Source organism: Sphingobium sp. FG11 (genome assembly GCF_057809915.1).
On the sequence record NZ_JBMDKW010000006.1, the window covers coordinates 13,091 to 33,802 of the forward strand.

Sequence of the window (20,712 nt, forward strand, 5' to 3'; positions counted from 1 at the left end):
ACCGGCGCGTAATGGGCGTCGCCACCGTTGCGAAAGGAGCTATAATGGCCCTGATCGAGTAGAGGTGACATATGGCTGATATCGTGCTTGTTCATGGGTCTATGCACGGCGCGTGGTGCTGGGATCTCGTCACCCCGCTCCTTGTCGATTTAGGTCATACGGTCCGGGCGATCGACCTGCCGGGGCAAGGCGCGGACAACAGCCCGGCCCATGAAGTAACCGCCGATGATTGGGCGGAAGCCGTCGCCGGGGCGGTTCGGTCGGCCCAAAACCCCGTAATTCTGGTCGGCCACAGCATAGGCGGCACGGCCGTATCCCAGGGCGCGGAGCGCGTTTCCGGGCAGGTTCAAGGCATCATCTACCTGAGCGCGATCATGATCCCCACTGGCGAGACGCTCCTTTCGGCCTGTCCCGAAGTGCTGGAAATCGCCGAAAAGACCGCGCGGGATTTCCCCGATCCGGCCGCCGCGACAATCCACCTTCTTTATGGCCACACGCCGCCCGATCTTGCCGCAATGGCCATTGAACGGCTGCGCCCCCAGCCCGAGCAGGTCATCGGGTCGCCGCTGCTACTCACCGACGACCATTATGGCCGCATCCCGCGCGCCTATATCGAATGCGCAGAAGATCGCATCGTGCCCTTGGCCCTCCAGCGCAGAATGCAGGCGGCTTTGCCGTGCAGCGTGGTCGTGACAATGCCCGGCGATCATTCTCCGTTTCTATCTGCCCCCGGCCCTCTTGCCCGCCATATCGACCAGATTGCTCGGAAATTTTCCGCCTGAGAGGCCCGTTATCCTGTTGCGCGGGAAATCGGTCGAAATCCTTGATATCCAGCTTCGGGCCAAGTGGTCGTTCACGCCACAGTCCCCTTTTTGCGCAGGTTCACCGGGATCGCCGACAACCGGGGCATGGCCGTGATATTATCCAGGTTTTTCTCCAGGCTGATGAGGGTCGCGACATTGGCTCCGCCGTTATGAACGGGCGTGTGATCCTCGGGCAATCCGCCGAACCCGTGCGTCATCGACACGGTGCCCGGTTTCAGCCGGTCGTCGGGCATGGCGATCCCCGTTATCGTGCCGTGAGCGGATGTGATCTCGATCTCCGCCCCTGATTTCACGTCGAGCGCCGCGAGGTCGGCGGGATGCACGAAGGCCGCGTTGAAGGGATGGCGTTTGCGCGTCGCGGGGAGATAGGTGACCGAGTTCATGACATTTCGCATCCGCCGACAGGTGAGGCGATGCGTGAACGCCGTTCCATGCTCCACCTTGCGGCCTTCTTCGTCGAAGGATTCGGCCGCGACTTCGCTCAGTTCGATCCCGACATCGTCAGGAAAAACAGCGAAGCGCGCGTCGTTGGTTGCAGGCTCGACGCATTGCGGCGCGACCGCGAATATATGGCCGTGCGGATATTTCCGCACCTCGGACAGCGGAATTTGCGCGTCGCGGGTCATGATGTCGAGCATATCGTCGACGCTCGGGGCTTGCGTCATGTCCAGGGGCGCGCCGTTGAATTGCATTTGTTTCCCCAGCCTCTTGGCCAAAGCCCAGAAGATGTAATGCTCGTCCAGGACGGCGGAGCCTGCCGGGGGTCTGGCCGGACCGGGCGAATATTGCGAATAGGGCTGGAAATAACGGAACGTTTCATAATCGGGGATCGTCGCCATTTCGTAATTGAGTTTCGGCGGCAGGATATAATGCGCAAATCGCGCCGTAGTGCTGAAATTCGGGTCGATCACCACCAGCAGGTCCAGCGCCTTGAGCGCTTCGATCACCTTGGGCGGGTCGGGGAAAGCGCTGGCCGGGTTGCTGGCAAGCACGAAAAGCGACCGGATATTTCCTGGTCCCGGCGCCAGAATTTCGTCGGGCAGGACGGGCGACATCATTTCGCCGGCAAGCATGCCGACATTGCGAACGCGGCTTTTCTTGCCCGTTTCCCAACTGCGCGATGGCGCAGTCACCTCGGCGCGCAGAGCCGTCCGGGGCACGAGGACACCCGGATTGATTACCGGATCACCCGCGCGGTTGAAGCGTCCGCAAATGACATTCAACACTTCATAAAGATGTTCGGCAAGATTGGCGTGCGGCGCCATATTGGGTCCGGTGCCGGTATAGGCGGCCCCGCGACGGGCCTCTTTTGCGAACATCCGGGCGGCGGCATGAAGCTGGTCTGCCGGGACGCCCGCGCGTTTTTCGACATAGGCGGGCGTAAACGGATCAACGCCCGCGCGCAGGGCGTCCAGCCCCTGCACATAATCGTCGCAGAAGGGCCTGTCTTCCCAGCGCTCGGTCAGGATGATGCGGATCAAGCCGGCAACGACGGTGGCGTCCTCGCCCGGAAAGGGCTGCAAGGCGATGTCGGCATAATGGCTGGTTTCCGAACGCCGTGGATCGATCACGATCAATTTCATGCCGCGCTCTTTGGCGGCTTTCAGTTCGGCGAGCGGGTTGGCAAACAGCCCGCCATAGAGAAGATGGGAGGTGACGGGATTTGATCCGCCGATCAAAAAGACGTCGGAATCGGGAAGCCGGTGCTTGCCCGCGTGCCAGGCCCCCAGCCGCTCTGGTGTCACCCATTTTGCCGGCTGGTCAATCGTCATGCTCGAAAACAGCGCCTGCGATCCGATGGCTTGCATCCACGACCGCAGCACGGGGGCGCTCAAGACATTCCCCATCGTTCCGGTGCCATAATAGCTGGCTATGGCGTCGGGCCCATCGCTGGTCAGCAGGTCCGAAAGCTTCTGCGCGATCTCATCGAGCGCCTGCTCGGCGCTGATCTGCTGGAACGACCCGTCGGGCATACGCTTTAGCGGATGTAGCAAGCGATCGGGGCGCGAATAAAGATCGGTCTGCAACCCTTTGAAACAGGCGTAACCGCGCGTCAAAGGATGCTCCTTGTCCGGCGCGATGCCAACGATCCGGTCGTTGTCGTCGAGCGTCAGGATCGTTCCGCAGGTGCCGAGACAGACTTTGCACGTGGCCGGGACCTTTCGATATCGACTGTCTTGGGCACTGGCCGTCGTTTCGATCTGGTCCACGGCTTTGCTCCCATTAGGCCTGTGTTGAAAGACAACGCCCATTCCGTTGGCAATTCAACAGGGAATTCTTCTTGGACTGCCGCAACGCGGGCCTGGCGAGAGGTCGGCAAACGCGCTTCGACAAGCTACCGTCAAACGCGTCCATTACAACAGCCGCGATCAACTGCGCACGCACCTCGGCGAATTATACACGCCTGCGATTTCGCATACCGCTCCGAAACTCAGCGGCCTCACACTCTGGGAATATATCTGCAAAATCCCGACTTCAGAGCCGGAACTTTTCATCATATGCGCGTCAGCGCGCGAAGTAATGGGGAGCGAGTCCCGGCAAGGCGTGCCGGTGCACCGGGACTCGCCGCCCGTCAGACCAGAAAAAAGTCGGAGGCCGAAAAATTGCGGGCGGTCAGCGTCGCGGTCGGGTCCGCCACTTCGATCATGAATTTGCTGCCAGACGACGTGAAGACATCGAGACCCACATTGCCGTTGGCGAGATCATGCGCGAAGATGGTCCCCGGTGCGCCGCTGGAATTGTAGCTGCTGACGCCCAGCTTTTCGATGACGATGCGATCGCTGCCGTCCTGAAAATCCTCGATCACGTCGCCGCCGTCGAGCGCGCCTGCGCCCTTGAAGCAGAACCAGTCAGCGCCAGCGCCCCCCCATAGATGGTCGCTGCCCAGTTCTCCCATCAGCTTGTCGAATCCGCCGTCGCCATACATCATGTCGTTGCCGCCGCCGCCGAGCAGCAGATCATCGCCGCTGCCGCCGCTCATGATATCGTTGCCGTCCTCGCCATTCATGGAGTCGGCATCGTTGCCGCCCGACAGATTGTCATTGCCGGCGCCCGCCTGAAGATTGTCGTTGCCATCGCCGCCGACCAGAATGTCGACGCCATATTCGGACGAGAGCACATCGTTGCCAGCGCCTCCGTCGAGATAATTATTGCCGTCGCCGCCATCCACGAAATCATTGCCGATGCCGCCATAAACGCGATCGTCGCCCGACTGGCCCTTTAGCCGGTCATTGCCGCCCTCGCCGTAAATCGTGTCGTTGCCCGCGCCGCCGCCCACGGCCTGCGTGGTCAGCTTTCCGGTCGCGGGATTGATTTCATTAAAGAAGCCGTCGTCGCCATCGCCCGCATAGATGAGATCGTCGCCATAGCCGCCGTCTATATAGTCGCGGCCTGCGCCAGCAATGATCGTATCGTTTCCTGCATCGCCCAGGATCTGGTCATAGCCATCGCCGCCATCGATCCGGTCATTGCCTTCGCCGCCGGAGAAGATGTCGTTGCCGAGGCCGCCGATCAGCCTATCGTCGCCGATGCCGCCGTCGAGCTTGTCGTCGCCATCGCCGCCGTCCAATATGTCGGCGCCATTGCCGCCCTTCAGGAAGTCGTTGCCTGCCTGGCCGTAAAGCGTGTCGTTGCCGTCGCCGCCTTCGACATAATCGTCGCCCGCGCCGGCCCAGACGATGTCGTTGCCGCCGAGGGCCTTGATGTTATCAATGGCGGATGTACCGAAAAGCGTTTCCGCCCAGACTGTACCAACGAAATTCGTCATGTGATTTTCTCCCCGAGCGATCCCTCGCAACGGGCGCCGCAGATCCGAAAATGACCCGCGCCCCCGCCGCTGCCTGGGAATGGCACAGCTTCTCCAGCATAAAAGGCTTGTGAGGCAACATGCCTTAGTGCCGGGATTGACCGTTGAAACGTGGGCAGTGTTAAGCCCTTGATACGACGTCCAGTCCGCCGCATACGATCTTCAAAAGGCTGGAACAGCCCATAGGCCGGAGGAAGCTGATGCCCGAATTGGCTAACGAAGCGGTTGCCCCCAAGACGCTGCGGTTCGGGGCGGTGTACACCTATCTGGATAACGACCGCGCCACTGCGACCGATCCGTCGCGCCGGGGGTATGAGCGTCACTGGGCAGAGACGCTCGATCATGTGGCCTGGGCGGAATCGATCGGCTTCGATTCGGTCTGGTTCAACGAGCATCATTTCGATGGGCTGTGTCCTTCGCCGCTCGTCATGACCGCCGCGGCCGCCATGCGCACCAAACGGGTGCGTCTGAGCAGTTGCGTGACGCTTGCTCCTTTGTATCACCCCCTGCGTCTCGCCGAGGAAGCGGCCATGGTGTCCGTTCTGTCGGAGGGGCGATATGACCTCGGCATCGGCATGGGTTACAGCGAAAAGGAATTCGAAGCATTCGGCGTCAACATGCGCCACCGGCCGAGTTTGATGGAAGATACGGTCGATTTCGTTCGTCGCGCGTGGACGGGCGAACCGTTCGCGTTCGAGGGAAAAAGGTTCAAAATGCCTGAAATCGCGGTGACGCCGGTCCCTGCCGATCCGCCGCGAATCTTGATCGGAGGCGTTGCGGAGCCAGCCATCAGGCGGGCGGCGTTGCTCGGTGACGGTTTTCTCTCCAGCAATAATGCGCATTTGCCGACCTATGTCGCTGCCCTGAAAGAATATGGACGCACGGGCACGGCGATCGCCGCGCAGGTCGCCCTCATCGCGGAAGATCCCGAACGAGCGGTTGCGGAGTTGGAGCAATATGCGCTCAATTATGTGAACATCTATGTCGATCGCGGGTTCGTGCAGCATCCACGCTTCGAGACGATCCAGCAGGCGGTCGATATAGATTTGTACAGGGTTTGGGACGGCGCAAAGGCTGTTTCCGAAATTGTCGAGGCGATTACCGCGAACCCCATCGTCGATGAAGTGCTCTTCCTGATGAGCAGCGGGCCGGGTGAGCCGATTGCGAGCACCTATCCGCGCGCGCAGTATCTCATGGATTATGTCATCCCCGAGATCCGCCGGAAAATCGGATCGCTCCCCTCACAATGAGAAGGCGTGGCATATGACGCCTGACGTCCCGCAACCCGACGCTCGCTTTGCTCATATGTTCGCGGCAGGGGATGATTTTAAATGACGAATGATTCTGCCGGAACAGAGACCATCGGTTTTCCCGCATGGCGCGGCTATATGGAGCAATTGGCCCCGCTGGCCGAAAAAATCGCGGCGCTCTCGGCACGGTCGCATGATGCACAGTGGAAAGCCGACCTGTATCAATTCCTTTATTCGCAGATATCCGTGGGCTATCTGTTCATGGTCAGCGACCCGCAATATCCCGAATTCCTGTCCTATTATAATCATATATATGGGCAGGGTTTCCCCAATCCGGATGATACGCTCAACCAGGCGGTCATCGAGGATCGCGGAATCTACCAGATTACGGGGTTTCGCGGGACTGCCCGCGTCGCCTCGCTGCAACTGGGCGGGGATGTCGGTTCGGTGGCGCGGATGATCGACGATCCGACATCGCTCGTCGGCAGTTCCAAGGGCGTTTTCGATCTCGATTCAGCGACGCTGGGCGAGGATGGATCGTTCGAAATCCTGCTCAGCCCCGAGCGCCCGCCGGGATATGAAGGCGACTGGTGGAAGCTGGAGCCGGGCGTGACCGCCGTGATCGCCCGACAGCGCCACTATGACTGGGTCAACGAAATCGACGGCCGCTTCGCCATTCAACGTCTGGATGTGCCGGCCGCGCGACCGAGGCGATCCGCGCGCGACATCGACGAGGCCCTTGGCAAAATCTCAAAATATATCGAGGCCTACGGCACCGTCAGCTTCGATGGTCCGCCGACCCGGCATTTGCGGGCGGCGCCGCCCAACAGCCTCACTTGCAAGGACTATTCAAATTACGGGGGGCTGGCGAACCAGGCGTTCGTCGAGGGCATGTTCGAGCTGGCCGACGACGAGGCCCTTATCATCCTGTCCGATGTGCCGGAACGATGCGCCTATTGGGGCTTCCATCTGACCGATGATTTCTGGCAGTCGATCGACTGGGTCAACCGTCACTCCAGCCTGAACGGTCACACCGCGCGGATCGACAGCGACGGCAAGCTCCGGATCGTGGTGTCCGCGCAGGACCCCGGCGTGCCCAACTGGCTCGACACCGTGGGACGCTCCAATGGGTTCGTCTACGGGCGCTGGACGGACGCATCCGATTACCCCACCCCCCATGTCACAAAGGTCAGGATCGCGGATATTTTGTGGCATCTTCCCGCCGATACGGAAAGGGTCACAGCGCAGGAGCGGGATGCGGCGATCCGCACCCGGCGCAGGGCGGTTCAGCTAAGGCGGCGATGGTAGAACGACGCCCGCGCCGGATGGAAGAGCAGATGACCATCCGGCTCCATATTTCAAAAAAGAGCTATAATATTGGAGAGTGGAATGGCCATGTTCGACGTCAACGATCTTCTTGCCACGGCGAGGGATCGGACGGGTCTCTCTGATTTCGGTCCCGACGACTTCATGGAGGGGCTGACCGTATTGATAGAGGGCATCAACAGGTCCAATCTGATACGCGACGATCGTGCGAATGATCTGAAAGAACGGTTCCTCAATATTCTGGTCAACCGTTTGTGGTTCGCCGAGGATCTTAAAAACCATCCCGAGATAGCGGATGAGGATATCGGCTCGCCGGTCATCATCGCATCCCTCCCCCGCACGGGGAGCACGAAGTTGCAGCGGCTCCTGGGCGCTTCGGACGATTTTCAGGTCCTGCGCCTGTGGAGCACGTCGCGATTTGCCCGGATCCCGAACATGCCGGATGCCGGCAGGGCCGAACGCATCCGCCAGACCTATGACTATGAGAAATGGATGTACGCTGTTTCGCCCGACATAGCCAAATGGCACCCGATGCACGCCGAGGAGCCTGAAGAAGATTGCTTCCTGATGGAAAGCACATTCCGCGAAACGCTGAACTTTGGGATCACCGGCGTCACGGACTTCATCGAATGGCTCGGCCATGCCGATCAGCAGCCGGCATTCGACTATTTCATGGCGGCGATACGATATCTTCAATGGCAATTTCCGTCGGACCGGCACAAGCCCTGGCTGTTCAAGAACCCCTTCCATCTTGGCGCCGAAGCGCGGCTCACCCGCATTCACAAGAATCCGAGGTTTATCATCACCCATCGCGATCCCGTGAAATGCATGCCGTCCGTCACCCATACGACGATGGCCGTCCGCAAAATGTATTCGCAGGTCGATACCAGTCAGCATCTGGCTTCGGAAATGCTGGCGGCCTGTTCCCAGCAGGCAATCGACCACATCCGATGGCGCGACGCCAATCCCGACGCGCCGGTCCTGGACCTGAGCTTCCGCGAAGTCACCCAAGGGGGGGAGGCCGTCGCCAGGAAAATCTACGATTTTCTCGAAATGGATTTCACCGAAGCATCGCAGGCGAATATCCAGGCGTGGGAGGACCGCAATCCGAGGGACAAGCACGGGCGAACCTCTTACTCGGCCGACGAGATCGGCATGAGCGAGGCGGAAATCCGCTCGGCCTTTGCTCCCTATATCGATCGCTTTGCAGCCTATATGGATTGACCGGCCCGCATCAGTGCCGGCGAGGACCCTTTTTTCGAGAAAAGTGTGCGACATGATGGAATTCTGGCTGCGATATGATTTGCGAAGCCCGGCGTTCGGGCGCGGTTCCGCCGAACTGGTGCGCGCCGCCATCGAACAGGTCGAATGGGCCGACAAGCGGGGCTTTCACCGGGTTGAACTAACCGAGCATCATGGTACGCTCGACAACGTCAACCCGTCGCCGCTCATCATCGCCGCGGCGATGGCGAGCCGTTCGTCCCGCATCCGGTTTCAGCCCTCGGCGATCATCCTGCCGCTCCACGATCCTATCCGGATCGCGGAAGATTGCGCCATGGTGGACATCGTCAGCAACGGTCGCCTGGATGTGACGCTCGGGCTTGGCTACATGCCCTCGGAATTCGAAATGTTCGGCGTGAGCCTCAAGGATCGCGCCCAACTGATGGACGACAAGCTCGATGCGCTTGGGCGCGCGCTGAAGGGCGAGAGGTTCGAATATGACGGCCGCAAAATTCACGTAACGCCGTCTCCGGTGCAGGCGGGCGGGCCAAAGCTGTTCATCGGTGGCGGCGTCCTTGCCGCCGCACGCCGGGCCGCGCGCTATGGCGATGGCTACTATCCCATGTCCTACCGCGCCGATTTCGTCGAAGAATATCATCGTGCCTGCGTCGAATATGGCAAGACTCCGGGCCGGGTGATCCACGGTCCCGGCTCCGCCGTCATCCATATCGCGGAGGACCCCGACGAGGCGTGGGCGCAGCTTGCCCCGTTCGCGCTGCATGAAACCAACTCCTATGCGGCGAATGCACAAAAGACGGGTCAGGTCCTGCACCAGAAACCCGCAGATTCTGCCGACGCCCTGCGCAACTCGGGCAACTATCTCATCTTCACGCCCGAAGACGGGCTGTCCTATTGCCGCGCACAACGCGATCTTGGTCGCCATGTCGTGATCAACCCGCTGATCTCCGGCATCGATCCGGCATTTTCCTGGAAAAGCCTCGAACTGATCGCGAGCAGGATCATCCCGGAACTGGAGGCGGACGACGCCGCCCCGAGCCGAGGCGAAGAAACGCCAGTATCGTAAAATTACTGCCGTCGAAGCGGGCGCTAACGGTGACTTCACCCTTGCGGATGCAGCCGAAGGCCCGGTAATCGCGATGCCGCTCTTATAGTCGAAGCTGGGATGGCGATGCCGATTTACGGCTTGCCGTCCACAGCCTCTGCAATGCTTGACGGGCATAAAGGGGGACGATAGCCGTCCACTAAGCCGCTTGCGTTAGCCAACTGGCAGGGAGAAAGACATGGGAATCCTCAACGACAAAGTGGCGTTGGTCACGGGGGGCGCCAGAGGCTTTGGAGCTGCGGACGCTCATGCACTGAGCAAGGAAGGCGCGCATGTCATCATCGCTGATCTGTTAGATGGCACAGAGGTCGCTGAGGAATGTGGCGGACTGTATCTGAAGCACGACGTATCAAGCGAAGCCAGCTGGGCCGAGATTATCAAGACCATCGAAAATCGCTTCGGTCGTCTAGATGTCCTCATCAACAATGCAGCCATTTGCATCAATGGCAATGTAGAGACCACGGATATCCTGTCGATGCGGAAAATTTTCTCGGTTAACGTCGAAGGCGTTATGCTGGGGGTAAAGTATTCGCTTCCGCTGTTGAAGGACAACGGCGGAGGATCTATTATTAATATCGCTTCGACGTCGATACAGCGATATGTTCCAGACCTTTTATCATATGCCGCATCAAAAGGTGCTGTAGCGGCGATGTGTACGGCTATAACAGGCTATTGCCGACAGATGGGTTATCCCGTCCGCTGTAACACTGTGCATCCGGGCGGGATCGACACACCCATGGTCGCGCAGCGGGTCGCGGAACTGGACCCGGAACACAGACCCAATCTCGAGGGAATATTGGGGCTTCCGGAGGAATATGCGCATGTCATCGTATTTCTTGCCTCCGATGCGTCCCGCTATGTCAATGGTGCGCAAATGATTGTCGATCGAGGCGACTATCTGCTCTGAACATGGCCCATGAAATCTCGTGGCGACCCAAGCGGCCTTCCGTTTAAAAGCCGCATTGTTGAAGTGACCTATCGATCGGGGCCGTCAAATGCCCCGGAGCAAGCGGTGGCGAGATATTCGGGATCCGCGGCGGCGTGCCTTTCGTGGAGACCAGCGAAATTGGTAAGCAGGTAAAAGCGTCGCGCAAGCGCAGGTGATGTTAATGAAAAGCTTTTGCCTTTCCGCTGGTTGCGATAGGCTCAAGCGCAGCCAATGCAGCCTGTCACCGATAATATGACTGCAAATAAGGCGATGGAGAGAAGAAAAATGCTCGAACCTGTCGGCGGCCAGGCGCCCGCATCTTTGGCCGCTGGCTCGCGTCCCTGGCTGGTTCTCGCGCTGCTGTCAGCGCTTTATACACTGTCGCTCATTGATCGAAATATTCTCATCCTGCTGATCGGCCCGATTAAAACCCAGTTCCAACTTAGCGATGTTCAGATTGGCTTGCTGATCGGCACGGCATTTGCGTCCGTCTACGCCGTTCTGGGGGTGCCGGCGGGCCGTTTTGCCGATCAGGGCAACCGCAAGATGCTGGTCGTCACAGGCGCGATCATCTGGTGCCTTTGCACCATCGCATCGGGTTTTGCCGGCAGCTTCGCCGCATTATTGGTGCTCCGGCTTGGACTCGCCGCAGGCGAAGCGGTTCTGACGCCCGCTGCACATTCGATGATCGGAGATCTATTCCCGCGGGAGAAGCGCAGTCTGGCGGCCAGCCTGTACAGTACTGCGGGCCTGATTGGACCGCCATTGGCGTTTTCCGGCGGCGCCCTGATTATTTCCGGGATAGAATCCGTCAAAGCCAGCGGCGTCCAGATCGACATGGAGACCTGGCAAGTCGTGCTGATCGCGGTCGGTTTGCCCTGCCTGACCCTGGCCATCCTTTTTTGGATGATCGTTCGTGAACCACTGCGGGTGACCGAGCGTGGCATGGCGCCCGCGCCCGTCAAGGGCGACGTCGTGCAACAGATCCTGTCGCGCAAGAAAATGTATCTCGGCCTGTTTTTCACCTGCTCGTTCGCGGCAGGATGTACCTCCGGGCTTCTTTACTGGTCGATGGAGTCGCTCAAACGGGATTTTGGCTGGTCCGCAGTAGAGGCGGGATCGGCATTTGGCCCGATCATCCTCGTGGCGAGTGTGGTCGGCGTGATGGGGGCGCCCTGGATCACCGCCCGTGTGAGAGCGAGAGGGCGTATGGATGCCGTCATCCTGGTGACGGCGGTATTTCTGGCCGTAGCATGCGTGTCGCTGGCGTTTGGCCCGATGCTGTCCGACCCGCATCTGCGACTGGCGGTGCTGGGATTGGGCCTCACCGGATCGGTGGGTGGCGGCCTGAACATCGTGGTTTCCATGCAGGAAGTCGCGCCCGCCCGGATGAGGGGGACGTTTGTGGCGTTGCTGTACATGGGGAACACGATACTCGGCGCAGGCGCGTCTCCGGTGCTGATCCCGACGGTCGGTGGTTTGAGCGACGCCATCGGCCTGAGCGGAGGGCTGGCGATCGTCGGCGCCTCGCTCACCGGAACGGGCGTGTTACTGCTGTGCTGGATACGCTCCGCCTTCGAGCGGGAAGCGATCGCCGGGTTCCCTGTCGTTGCAGCCCGGACTTAAGGCATGATCCGATCGAACGGAATCGGATCATGCCCTCTCTAGCGCGCCTCTTACGCCCGCGCTCCGGCGTTGCGCCGTCGCCATGATTGGCGGCGCTGCTCCCCCACAGCGGGGGCAGGCAACGCCTGAAGCCGGGACGTCAGCTCCAGGTGCGGTGAGGGGGACGTTTGAGACCGAGATGCTCGCGAAGTGTGCGGCCTTCATATTCGTGACGGAACAGCCCCCGGCGCTGAAGCTCCGGGATAACCAGCCTGCCAAAGTCCTGCATGCCCGAATAAAGCGGGAAAAGCAGCATGAAGCCGTCGTTGACGCCGGCATTGAACCATTCTTCCATGAAGTCGGCGACCTGTTTGGCATCCCCGCAAATCTTCAATCCGGAACGGTTCTGCGAGAATTTATGATAGATTTCGCGCACCGTCATCGGTCTTTCCGTGAGCCATTCCCGAAGCAATGCATCGCCCGATTTGCTTGAATTGGCGTCTGCAGGAAGCCGGTCCAGGGTGACGTAATCGTCCAGTTCGAGGTCCATGACGTCCGTTTCGAGATCAAATGAAACGGTGTGCTTTATAAGGTCTGGATGCAGTTTTTCCTGCAATTCGGCATAGGCCTCTTCGGCCTCCTGAACAGTGTCGCGAACAACGACGCTCCAGGCAGTGAGAACGCGGACTTCGTCCGGCTCGCGCCCATATTTGGCCATGCGTTCCTTGATGTCGTCGTAAAATTCGCGGGCTTTCTCGATCGTGCCGATCTGTGTGAAAAGCACCTCCCCGAACCGGGCGGCAAACTCCTTGCCATCGCCGGAAGACCCCGCCTGGACCAGCACCGGACGGCCTTGCGGCGGCCTTCCCAGATTCATCGGGCCGCGAACCTTGAAAAATTCGCCTTCATGATTGAGGACATGAATCTTCGCCGGATCGAAATAATAACCTGACTCGGGATCACGACAGAAAGCATCGTCTTCGTAACTGTCCCAAAGGCCAAGGACCACTTCGGTAAATTCGTGGGCGCTTTTGTACCGATCGGCGTGCATGATCTTATCGACGCCGAAATTGGGGGCCGCCAGCGGATGCCTGCCAGTGACGATGTTCCACCCAAAGCGACCGCCGCTGATATGATCGATCGATGACGCAAGGCGGGCGAGGTTGAATGGCTCCCAGAAACTTGTGCAGGCGGTGGACACAAGGCCGATCCGGGATGTCACCTGCGACAGCGCAGCCATTTGCGTAAATGGCTCCAGCATGTTCGAATAGGTTATGTGCCGCGCGACCGAATCGATCGGACCGGGCCGGATCGACATCGAATCCGCCTGAAAAATGAAGTCGAGCTTGGCCGCTTCGGCTTCTCGCGCCATTTTGGCGAAATGATCGATGTCGTTTGCGATGTCGCGCTGACCCGCAAACTGCTGCCACCCCGCTGCATGAGTGCCGGCCGGCTCCATCAACCAGCCGATCGCCATTTTTCTGTGCGCGACCATCCGGATACTCCTCTCAATCAATAGCTTTATTTATCGTAGACGATATCGGTGGAACGGCAGACGCTGTGCGCCGGACGTGGCGATGCGCCCTATCTCTTCGTCAAAACCCGCCCTCGGTTCGCAACCAGGTGATGACCTGACGAGCAAGGGCATAACGTTTCGTCAGGAAAAGATGATCCGTATCCAGCACCACCTCGGTCAAATGCCTGGCACCCGCAGCGCGCAAGGCGCGCGCATTGGGTTCATGGCAGGTGGCAATGGGCGATACCGTGTCCCGCTTCGCCCCCAGCAGCAATATATGCTTGTCCACCAGTTTGGGGGCCTGCTGGATCACGCTCAGGCGCGCTTTATTGGCTGCCGTAAGCGCATCATACCATGCTTCCATGTCGATCTCGCCAAGAGTAGCCTCTTTCAGCGCGCGCATGGATGGTCTGGCTTTCGCAAAGACTTCGGGCTTTAGCTGGGCATCGAGATTGCCCGGCGCAACGGCAATCACGTAATTGGCGGTGCTGGACTCGGCGCAGGCCGCAACACTGACATTGGCCCCGCCGTCCCCGATGCCGCAAAGCGCGATGCGGCTCGGATCGAGACAAAGACCGAGACCTGCCGAGGAGACCTTGTCAGGCCCCGAATTGGCCACGATCCAGCTTATGATCGAATGCACGTCATCGACGGCTTTCGGCATCGAATATGCCTCACCTTCGCGGGATGTCCCGCGAGGCTTGAACGTCAGAACGTGAATTCCGGCATAGGTCAGCGGCACGATCAGGCTTGCCAGATCGTCGCCATCGCCCATCGGCGGCGTCAGAATGACGGTTCCTTTCGTCCCCGGCCCGCCAGCCATCGTCAGGTCGCCGAAAAGTGTGCCTTTTTCAGTATCGACGATGACGGGCGAGGCGGAAAGAGGAAATTCCGGATCGCGAAAAGGGAAATCATCGAACGCACTATCAATATCTGCCCACAGCTTATCCATGACGAGCCCCTGGAAAAAATTTCATGTCATATCCGCGTCTAGAAACCGCGCTGGTGCAACCATGCTATCATCACGCGAGGAAGCGCATAACGCTTCGTAGTAAATCCATGATCGGTTTCCAGTACCCGAGATGTAAAATCCTTTACACCGGCATCCTGCAAAGCTTTGGCGATCAGGTTATGATGCATGGCGATCGGCGCCGTCATGTCATTATATCCTCCGAGCAGCAGCAGATGCTCGGAAACGAGTTTAGGAGCGATATTGATAAGGCTCGTGCTCTTGACCTCTTCAGGCGTCATCGCCAGCATCCAGGCTTCATAATCATGGCGCCCGCGCGTGGTTTCTTTTATCCTGTTGAACATGGGGCGCAATTTTTCGAGATTATCAGGACGCAGCGCCCACTCGATGTTTCCGGTGGCAACCGCGATCGCAAAATTTGCGTGTTTGGATTCGGCGCAAACGGCATAGGAAAGATTGCCGCCGCCTCCGCTCATTCCGAAAAGAGCGATCCGCTCGGGGTCGAGACGCAGCGGGGGACCGAACGGCGCTGTTTTGTTGGCGCCTGCGTTCGCGACGACCCAGTTTATCATCGCGTGGATGTCTTCCATCTGTTTCATCTGGCTATAGGCGACCTTGGGGTCCCTGATGCCTCTGGGGCGATAGGACAGGACATGGATGCCGGCGTTCATGAGCGGGATAGCGACACTGTTCATGCTGTCGCTGCCGCCCATGGGAGGGCTGATAATCACCGTGCCCTTTGCCCCCGCGCCGCCCGCCAGCCACATCTTCACAGGCACGTTCGTACCGCCGCTATCGATGGAAAATTGCATGAAGTGAGGCGGCAATTTCGGATCAACATATTCGGGATCACGAAAATAGGCGTCGAGATCAAGCGACAGACGTTGTTGCGCTGACTGCAATCTACCCTCCTGTATATTAATTCTTATATTTCGTAATCATGTTCAAACATTACGCTAAATTATAAATATTCATTTTTTCTCTGGCGATTTTTCCTCACCACTCGCAACGAAACCATCGCGATTTGGCATTTTAATGTCTTTGAGTTTTTTCGCATCCATGACGAAATTCTTGTCTTTGATTATTCCGTTCAGCGACAAAACATAGGCAGTAACCGAATAGACGTCGTCGTTGGACAATGACATGGGAGCCATGAGCGGCATCGCCCGGCGGATATAGTCGAACAAGGTGGTGGCGTAGGGCCAGAAGCTGCCGACCGTCTTGACGGGATGTTGGGTGGCAAGCGATCCCTTTCCCCCCACCAGCGCGTCGGCAAGGTCCTTCCCGCCCTCGCCCCTGGCACCGTGACATATCGCGCATTGGGTTTCGAATATCGCGGCCCCAGCCTTCACGCTGCCACGACCGGGCGGAAGGCCGGCGCCGTCCGGTCCGATGCTGATATCCCAGGCTGCGACCTGCTCCTTGCTTGCCGGTTTCCCCAGGCCAGGTCCGGCCTGTGCCATGCCCGCCCAAAGCAGGGCAGCCGTCACCGCAGCGCTCCAGCCATGGCTACGCAAAGACATTTCGGATGCTCCCGTCACTCTGGACCACCCAGCTCTGGATGGCGTTGCAATGATAGGGCTGGGCCGCACCATATCCGGTCGCCCATTCGGCGCGGGTCGGTTGCACATTGCCCTCATCATCGGTTGCCCGGCTCATCATTATGCTGGGCCGACCGTCCCATTTCCACGGCAGAGCGAAGCGTCTCATGGCCATCGGCAGGTCCGGCTGGCTCAGCGCCGCCTCAGCCCAACTGCGGCCGCCGTCGGCCGACACCTCGACCTTTGCAACGCGCCCGTAGCCACTCCAGGCAATTCCGGAAATCTCGTAAAAGCCCGGACCCTGCATCGCGAGTCCCGCGGCCGGATTGCAGATCACCGATTTGACGCCCACCGCAAAAGTGAACTGCCGCGCTTTTCCGTCGGGCAAAAGATCGGAATATTTCGACGTCTCGTCCTTGCTATGCACAGGTTCCGCGGTGACTTTCAGGCGACGCAGCCATTTGACGCACATATTGCCTTCGAACCCCGGCAACAGCAGTCGCATCGGATAGCCCTGCTCGGGGCGAACCCTCTCGCCATTCTGGTAAAGCGCGATCATCGCATCATCCATGCACTTATGGAGGGGGATGCTCCGGCTCATACCGGCGGCATCGGCGCCTTCGGCGATGACCCAGCGGCCCTCCGGGCGTATACCGGCCTCATCCAGCAAGATCGCCAACGGGATGCCGGTCCATTCCGCCGAAGACACAAGACCATGGATGACATCGACGGAGACCTGCGGCGCTTCCGACACGATATTGCCGTTCATCGCACTGTTGCCGGTACATTCGATGAAATGGATGCGCGACACCATCGGGTAGCGCATCAGCGCGTTCATATCGAAGACGAGGGGGCGATCGACCAGACCGTGGATCAGCAATCGGTGCTCGGCGGGATCGATTTCCGGGATCCCGTTGTGGGCGCGTATGAAATGCAGCCCATTGGGGGTTATGGTGCCCCGAAGATGCTGGAGAGGCGTCAGGCTGCTTCCTGTTCCGGGCGCCAGCTCGGGCAACCGCGTGCGCGTGGTGCGCTTGACCGATTCGAACCGGGCCGGTTGCCCATATTCGGCGAAGGGGGCACCAGGCGTGCGCATGGTTCCGGGCTGGCCTTCGGCGATCGCCGACGCCGGATTGGGCGCCGCAACAGCCACTGCCGAACGGAGTGCGAGACCGCCGGTGGCGACCGCTCCACCCAACAGCAAAGCGCGCCGGTGCAGCAGGCCGCTTCCGGCTACAAATTCCGAAGCCGCATCATGATGCAAATTCCTGTCGCCAGCCATTGCACACGCGCCCTTATATCAGAAGGTCCTGCCGTGCGGACAATGCGACACACGGCCATCAAATGGTTCGCCTGATGACCGCAGCCTCAGACCGACCAGATTTCGAATTCTATTATGCCCGGAATATAGGATGTCGCTTCCGTCACGGATTGCGGCGAAGAAATTTTGTCTTTTGCTTCTGCGAAATTCGCTTCTGCTGGTACAGCACTGGCTTCCGCAACGGGAAGAGCCGCCACCAATGATCCGACACCAGTAGCCAACAGACTGCGCCGTGAAAATGCAATGTCCTTCATGGTAGACACCTCTTCCTGTCCGTTTCCAACAAGCAGCCGCAAATTCCAATCATTGTCCGAAAGCGACGGTCAGGCGAAGCATGATCTCCCGCCCGCGGTTGGGGACGGCGTATGCGTCCGAAGGCCTGCCGGGGTTTACACCGCCGGTGGGTCCGCTCCCCGTAATGCTGATATTCTGCCCGCTCGCCCAATAATATTGCTCCGTCAGATTGCGACCGATAAGAGCGACTTCCCAGGCGTCCTTGGCATCGGCGATGCGCATGGTGGCGCTGAGCAATGCGTATTTCGGCGAGTCCGCCCCCTCCCACAGCGCGCTGTTGGTCGGGTTGCCACCGGCAAAATTGAGGTCGGACGAGAGGCCGAGCTTCATTGCCGAGCCAAGCGGGGTTTCGTAGCTCACGCCTACATTGCCCGCCCACTCCGGCGCGTTGATGAGTTGCCTTCCGGCCAGATCCTGGGCGTTGCCGGTCTCGCCCGGCAGAACGGGTCGGGCCTGGCCACCGCCCAGCGCTCGCAAATTACAGCCCATCGCCTGCGATTGCCCGGTATAGCATGGCCCGAAATATTCGGTGTAGCGGGCATGGTTGTAGCTGATCGCGCCCCTCACGGTCAGTCCATCGATCGGGGTGCGATAGTTCAAATCGAACTCGATACCTTTGGTCCGCGCCCCGCCGGCGTTCCGAAGCGTGCCGATATTGACGTTGTTGACGATCTCGAAGGAGGTAATCTGGAGGCCGGGCACACTATAACTATAGGCGGACAAATTGGCGCGCAGCGCGCCGTCAAACAACAAGGCTTTCACGCCGCCCTCGAAGCCTCTGATCTTCTGCGGGCCATAATCGAGCGGCACGCTGGCCGTCGGCAAGCTGCCGTTGAAACCGCCGGACAGAAAACCACGCTTGTACGATCCGAAGAGGGTCAACTTGTCGGTGGGCCGGTAAGTGACCGTGAGTTCCGGGGAGAAATCGTTCCACGAAGCCTGCGTATTGGATGGTGTGAAAGGCACCATCGGATTGGTGCGCGACAGCGTAAAATCCGCCATGGTGACGGGGAGCGTTTTCTTTTCATGCGAATAGCGTCCGCCCGCCGACAGTTCGAGTTGCGGCGTCACGTCGAAGCGCGCCTGGCCGAACGCAGAATAGGCCGTGCCCTTCTGCCCGATTAAATATTGAGATATCTCGACGGGCAAAGTGCCGTTGGCAAAAGCATGGTTGGAGATCGACGATCGCGAGGCCGTATAAATCCCGCCGACCGTGAAATTCAGCGGCCCGTCAAAGCTGCTGTTAGCTCGAAGTTCCTGCGAAATCTGCCGGTGCTTCAGATGCTGATAAGACACGAGCGCCGGCAGGCCGACAGAGCCGCTCTGCAGTATCGGCACAGCCGGGTAGACAAGGTAATGGTCGGTGCCATTAAACATGTTCCGATAAAACCCAGTCACCGAGGTCAGGTCGATCGCGTCGCCAAGCTTGTAGTTCAGTTCCAGTCCGGCGAGGATCTGGTCGCTTTCCGCATAGGTTTCGCCATCGCGAAAATTCGGCTCATATTGCGTAAAGATCGTGCCGATATTGTCGGTGCGATTGACCCGCTTGTCGGCTTTGCAGTCGCTGACCACGCCGACCAGTTGCGTGGTCCCGAACGGACAGTAGATCCCCTGCCCGTTATAGGCGTTGGATGCGCCCTTGCTCTTGCCATAGGAAATTTTGAGCCGCGCGCTGAACGCGTCGGTCGGATCGAACTTCAGCGTACCGCGCACCGCCCATTCGTGTCCGCGCGGACCGTAAGGATGGAATGGCGGCAGCGGGCTGTCACTGGGCACGATGTTCTTCACCCAACCACGCATGTCCGAACCATAAAAGGCGAGCCGCGCGCCGAGCGTGTCGGTCAACGGGCCGGAAACGAAGCCTTCGCCGCGCCATTCGTGCGCATTGAACTCATAGCCCAGCGACGCCTTGGCCGCGAAATGCGGTGTCGGGTCGGCCGTGCGCAGCGAAATGATGCCGCCCGGACTGTTCTTGCCGAAGAACAGCGCCTGCGGCCCTTTGAGCACCTCGACCTGCTGGATATCCATGAAGCCCAGGCGGCGAACGCTCGACTTTGCGATCTGGACGTTGTCGATGTTGAACGAGACCGCCTGATCGCCCAACGGGTTGCTAATCGGCCCCGCCACGCCGCGCAGCACGATCGTGCCGCCCTGAACGCTCCCCGCGTGCGCGGAGGAAGCAAGGCCGGGAACCAGTTGGGCCAGCGAGTCAGCGCTGTTGACCCCGCGCCGGGTCAGTTCCGCTCCGGTGACCGCGGTCAGCACGACGGGAACCGCGATCGACGTCTCGTCGCGCCTGCGCGCGGTGACTATGATATCCATGGGATCCACGGCGTTTCTGGCGGCAAGACTGCCGCCGCCTTGCGCATCGGCGATGGTCGGCGACGCAGCGGCGAGCGCGGACGTGACAAGAAGAATCGATCTGATGGCAGATGTACTCATGGATACCCTCCCCTATTATATTTATATTTCGACAGTTTTACACTTGATAAGGTGACGATTGGATTAATAAATCCCGCATATGTCAATCAAAATGCCCGAACTTATTCTATATATATGCTATTATCTACGTAATTATGTGACGATAAACGATATATCGGCTCAAATAGGCCATGCGCCAGATCGGCGTAACCTCTTAATTTACACCGGAATACTTTATTCACTGATGGTATGGGCGCCGCAATTAGATTGTCCAGATAATTAATTGAATCGCCATTCTAAGAGCATGTTTAAAATTGATTTTTCAAACGGCTGCGGCGGATTTCATGGTCGCGGGCGCCAGTTCTGCGTTCGCCGCGAGACTCCGAGATCGCATCGGCATCATCACCCCATACGACCCCGCATTGCAGGCGTGGAGATCATGCATCGCGCTCGCAGCCTTAGTGACGTGCCCTAAAATTGGCTTCCGCACGATGCGAGGAATGCGCAAAAGTTATTTATATTTATGCTCTGTTTTCACAACATTCCGGGTCATATGCACATTATAAT

16 protein-coding genes are annotated in these 20,712 nt (G+C 59.2%); 7 read left to right on the forward strand and 9 right to left on the reverse strand.

The annotated features are described in order from the left end of the window. The first annotated feature begins 71 nt into the window (after positions 1–71). Complete coding sequence (locus tag ACODSN_RS06860; RefSeq protein WP_489054154.1) at positions 72–782, forward strand: alpha/beta fold hydrolase; 711 nt, start codon at positions 72–74, stop codon at positions 780–782. 71 nt (positions 783–853) lie between these two features. Here ACODSN_RS06860 and ACODSN_RS06865 read toward each other — a convergent pair whose 3' ends face one another. Both ACODSN_RS06865 and ACODSN_RS06870 read right to left on the reverse strand, forming a co-directional pair. After that, a complete protein-coding gene (locus tag ACODSN_RS06865) occupies positions 854–3,034 on the reverse strand; it encodes a molybdopterin-containing oxidoreductase family protein (RefSeq protein WP_489054156.1) in 2,181 nt (726 codons plus the stop codon). Between the two features lie 362 nt (positions 3,035–3,396). Then, positions 3,397–4,590: a calcium-binding protein gene (locus ACODSN_RS06870; RefSeq protein WP_489054158.1), complete on the reverse strand. Its 1,194-nt coding sequence runs from the start codon at positions 4,588–4,590 to the stop codon at positions 3,397–3,399. 239 nt (positions 4,591–4,829) lie between these two features. Between ACODSN_RS06870 and ACODSN_RS06875 the strand changes: the two genes are divergently transcribed. From ACODSN_RS06875 to ACODSN_RS06900, 6 genes are all read left to right on the forward strand, one after another. After that, entirely contained in the window at positions 4,830–5,879 is a 1,050-nt protein-coding gene (locus tag ACODSN_RS06875; RefSeq protein WP_489054159.1) for an LLM class flavin-dependent oxidoreductase, read from the forward strand. 81 nt (positions 5,880–5,960) lie between these two features. Then, the gene (locus ACODSN_RS06880) at positions 5,961–7,187 is read left to right on the forward strand and encodes a DUF1214 domain-containing protein (protein ID WP_489054160.1); all 1,227 of its coding nucleotides are present in this window, start codon (positions 5,961–5,963) and stop codon (positions 7,185–7,187) included. A gap of 81 nt (positions 7,188–7,268) precedes the next feature. Continuing rightward, complete coding sequence (locus ACODSN_RS06885) at positions 7,269–8,429, forward strand: sulfotransferase family protein (RefSeq protein ID WP_489054162.1); 1,161 nt, start codon at positions 7,269–7,271, stop codon at positions 8,427–8,429. A 52-nt stretch (positions 8,430–8,481) separates the two neighbouring features. Continuing rightward, positions 8,482–9,510: an LLM class flavin-dependent oxidoreductase gene (locus ACODSN_RS06890; RefSeq protein ID WP_489054164.1), complete on the forward strand. Its 1,029-nt coding sequence runs from the start codon at positions 8,482–8,484 to the stop codon at positions 9,508–9,510. 217 nt (positions 9,511–9,727) lie between these two features. Further along, positions 9,728–10,456, forward strand: a complete 729-nt coding sequence (locus ACODSN_RS06895) for an SDR family oxidoreductase (protein ID WP_489054166.1) — start codon at positions 9,728–9,730, stop codon at positions 10,454–10,456. Between the two features lie 306 nt (positions 10,457–10,762). Beyond that, positions 10,763–12,103, forward strand: a complete 1,341-nt coding sequence (locus ACODSN_RS06900) for an MFS transporter (RefSeq protein WP_489054168.1) — start codon at positions 10,763–10,765, stop codon at positions 12,101–12,103. 139 nt (positions 12,104–12,242) lie between these two features. Here the strand turns inward: ACODSN_RS06900 and ACODSN_RS06905 are convergent, their stop codons facing one another. The 7 genes from ACODSN_RS06905 to ACODSN_RS06935 all read right to left on the reverse strand — a co-directional run bounded on the left by ACODSN_RS06905 (position 12,243) and on the right by ACODSN_RS06935 (position 20,166). Beyond that, a complete protein-coding gene (locus tag ACODSN_RS06905; protein ID WP_489054169.1) occupies positions 12,243–13,577 on the reverse strand; it encodes an NtaA/DmoA family FMN-dependent monooxygenase in 1,335 nt (444 codons plus the stop codon). A 100-nt stretch (positions 13,578–13,677) separates the two neighbouring features. After that, complete coding sequence (locus ACODSN_RS06910) at positions 13,678–14,550, reverse strand: alpha/beta hydrolase family protein (RefSeq protein WP_489054171.1); 873 nt, start codon at positions 14,548–14,550, stop codon at positions 13,678–13,680. A gap of 38 nt (positions 14,551–14,588) precedes the next feature. Further along, on the reverse strand, positions 14,589–15,470 hold the full coding sequence (locus ACODSN_RS06915; RefSeq protein ID WP_489054173.1) for an alpha/beta hydrolase family protein: 882 nt from the start codon (positions 15,468–15,470) through the stop codon (positions 14,589–14,591). A gap of 69 nt (positions 15,471–15,539) precedes the next feature. Further along, the gene (locus tag ACODSN_RS06920; protein ID WP_489054174.1) at positions 15,540–16,058 is read right to left on the reverse strand and encodes a c-type cytochrome; all 519 of its coding nucleotides are present in this window, start codon (positions 16,056–16,058) and stop codon (positions 15,540–15,542) included. Between the two features lie 19 nt (positions 16,059–16,077). After that, positions 16,078–17,391 carry a sulfite dehydrogenase gene (gene soxC, locus ACODSN_RS06925; RefSeq protein ID WP_489054176.1) on the reverse strand — a complete coding sequence of 438 codons (1,314 nt, stop codon included), beginning with the start codon at positions 17,389–17,391 and terminating at the stop codon, positions 16,078–16,080. Positions 17,392–17,477: 86 nt separating this feature from the next. Further along, a complete protein-coding gene (locus ACODSN_RS06930) occupies positions 17,478–17,684 on the reverse strand; it encodes a hypothetical protein (protein WP_489054177.1) in 207 nt (68 codons plus the stop codon). A gap of 49 nt (positions 17,685–17,733) precedes the next feature. After that, entirely contained in the window at positions 17,734–20,166 is a 2,433-nt protein-coding gene (locus ACODSN_RS06935) for a TonB-dependent receptor (protein WP_489054179.1), read from the reverse strand. Positions 20,167–20,712 lie beyond the last annotated feature (546 nt).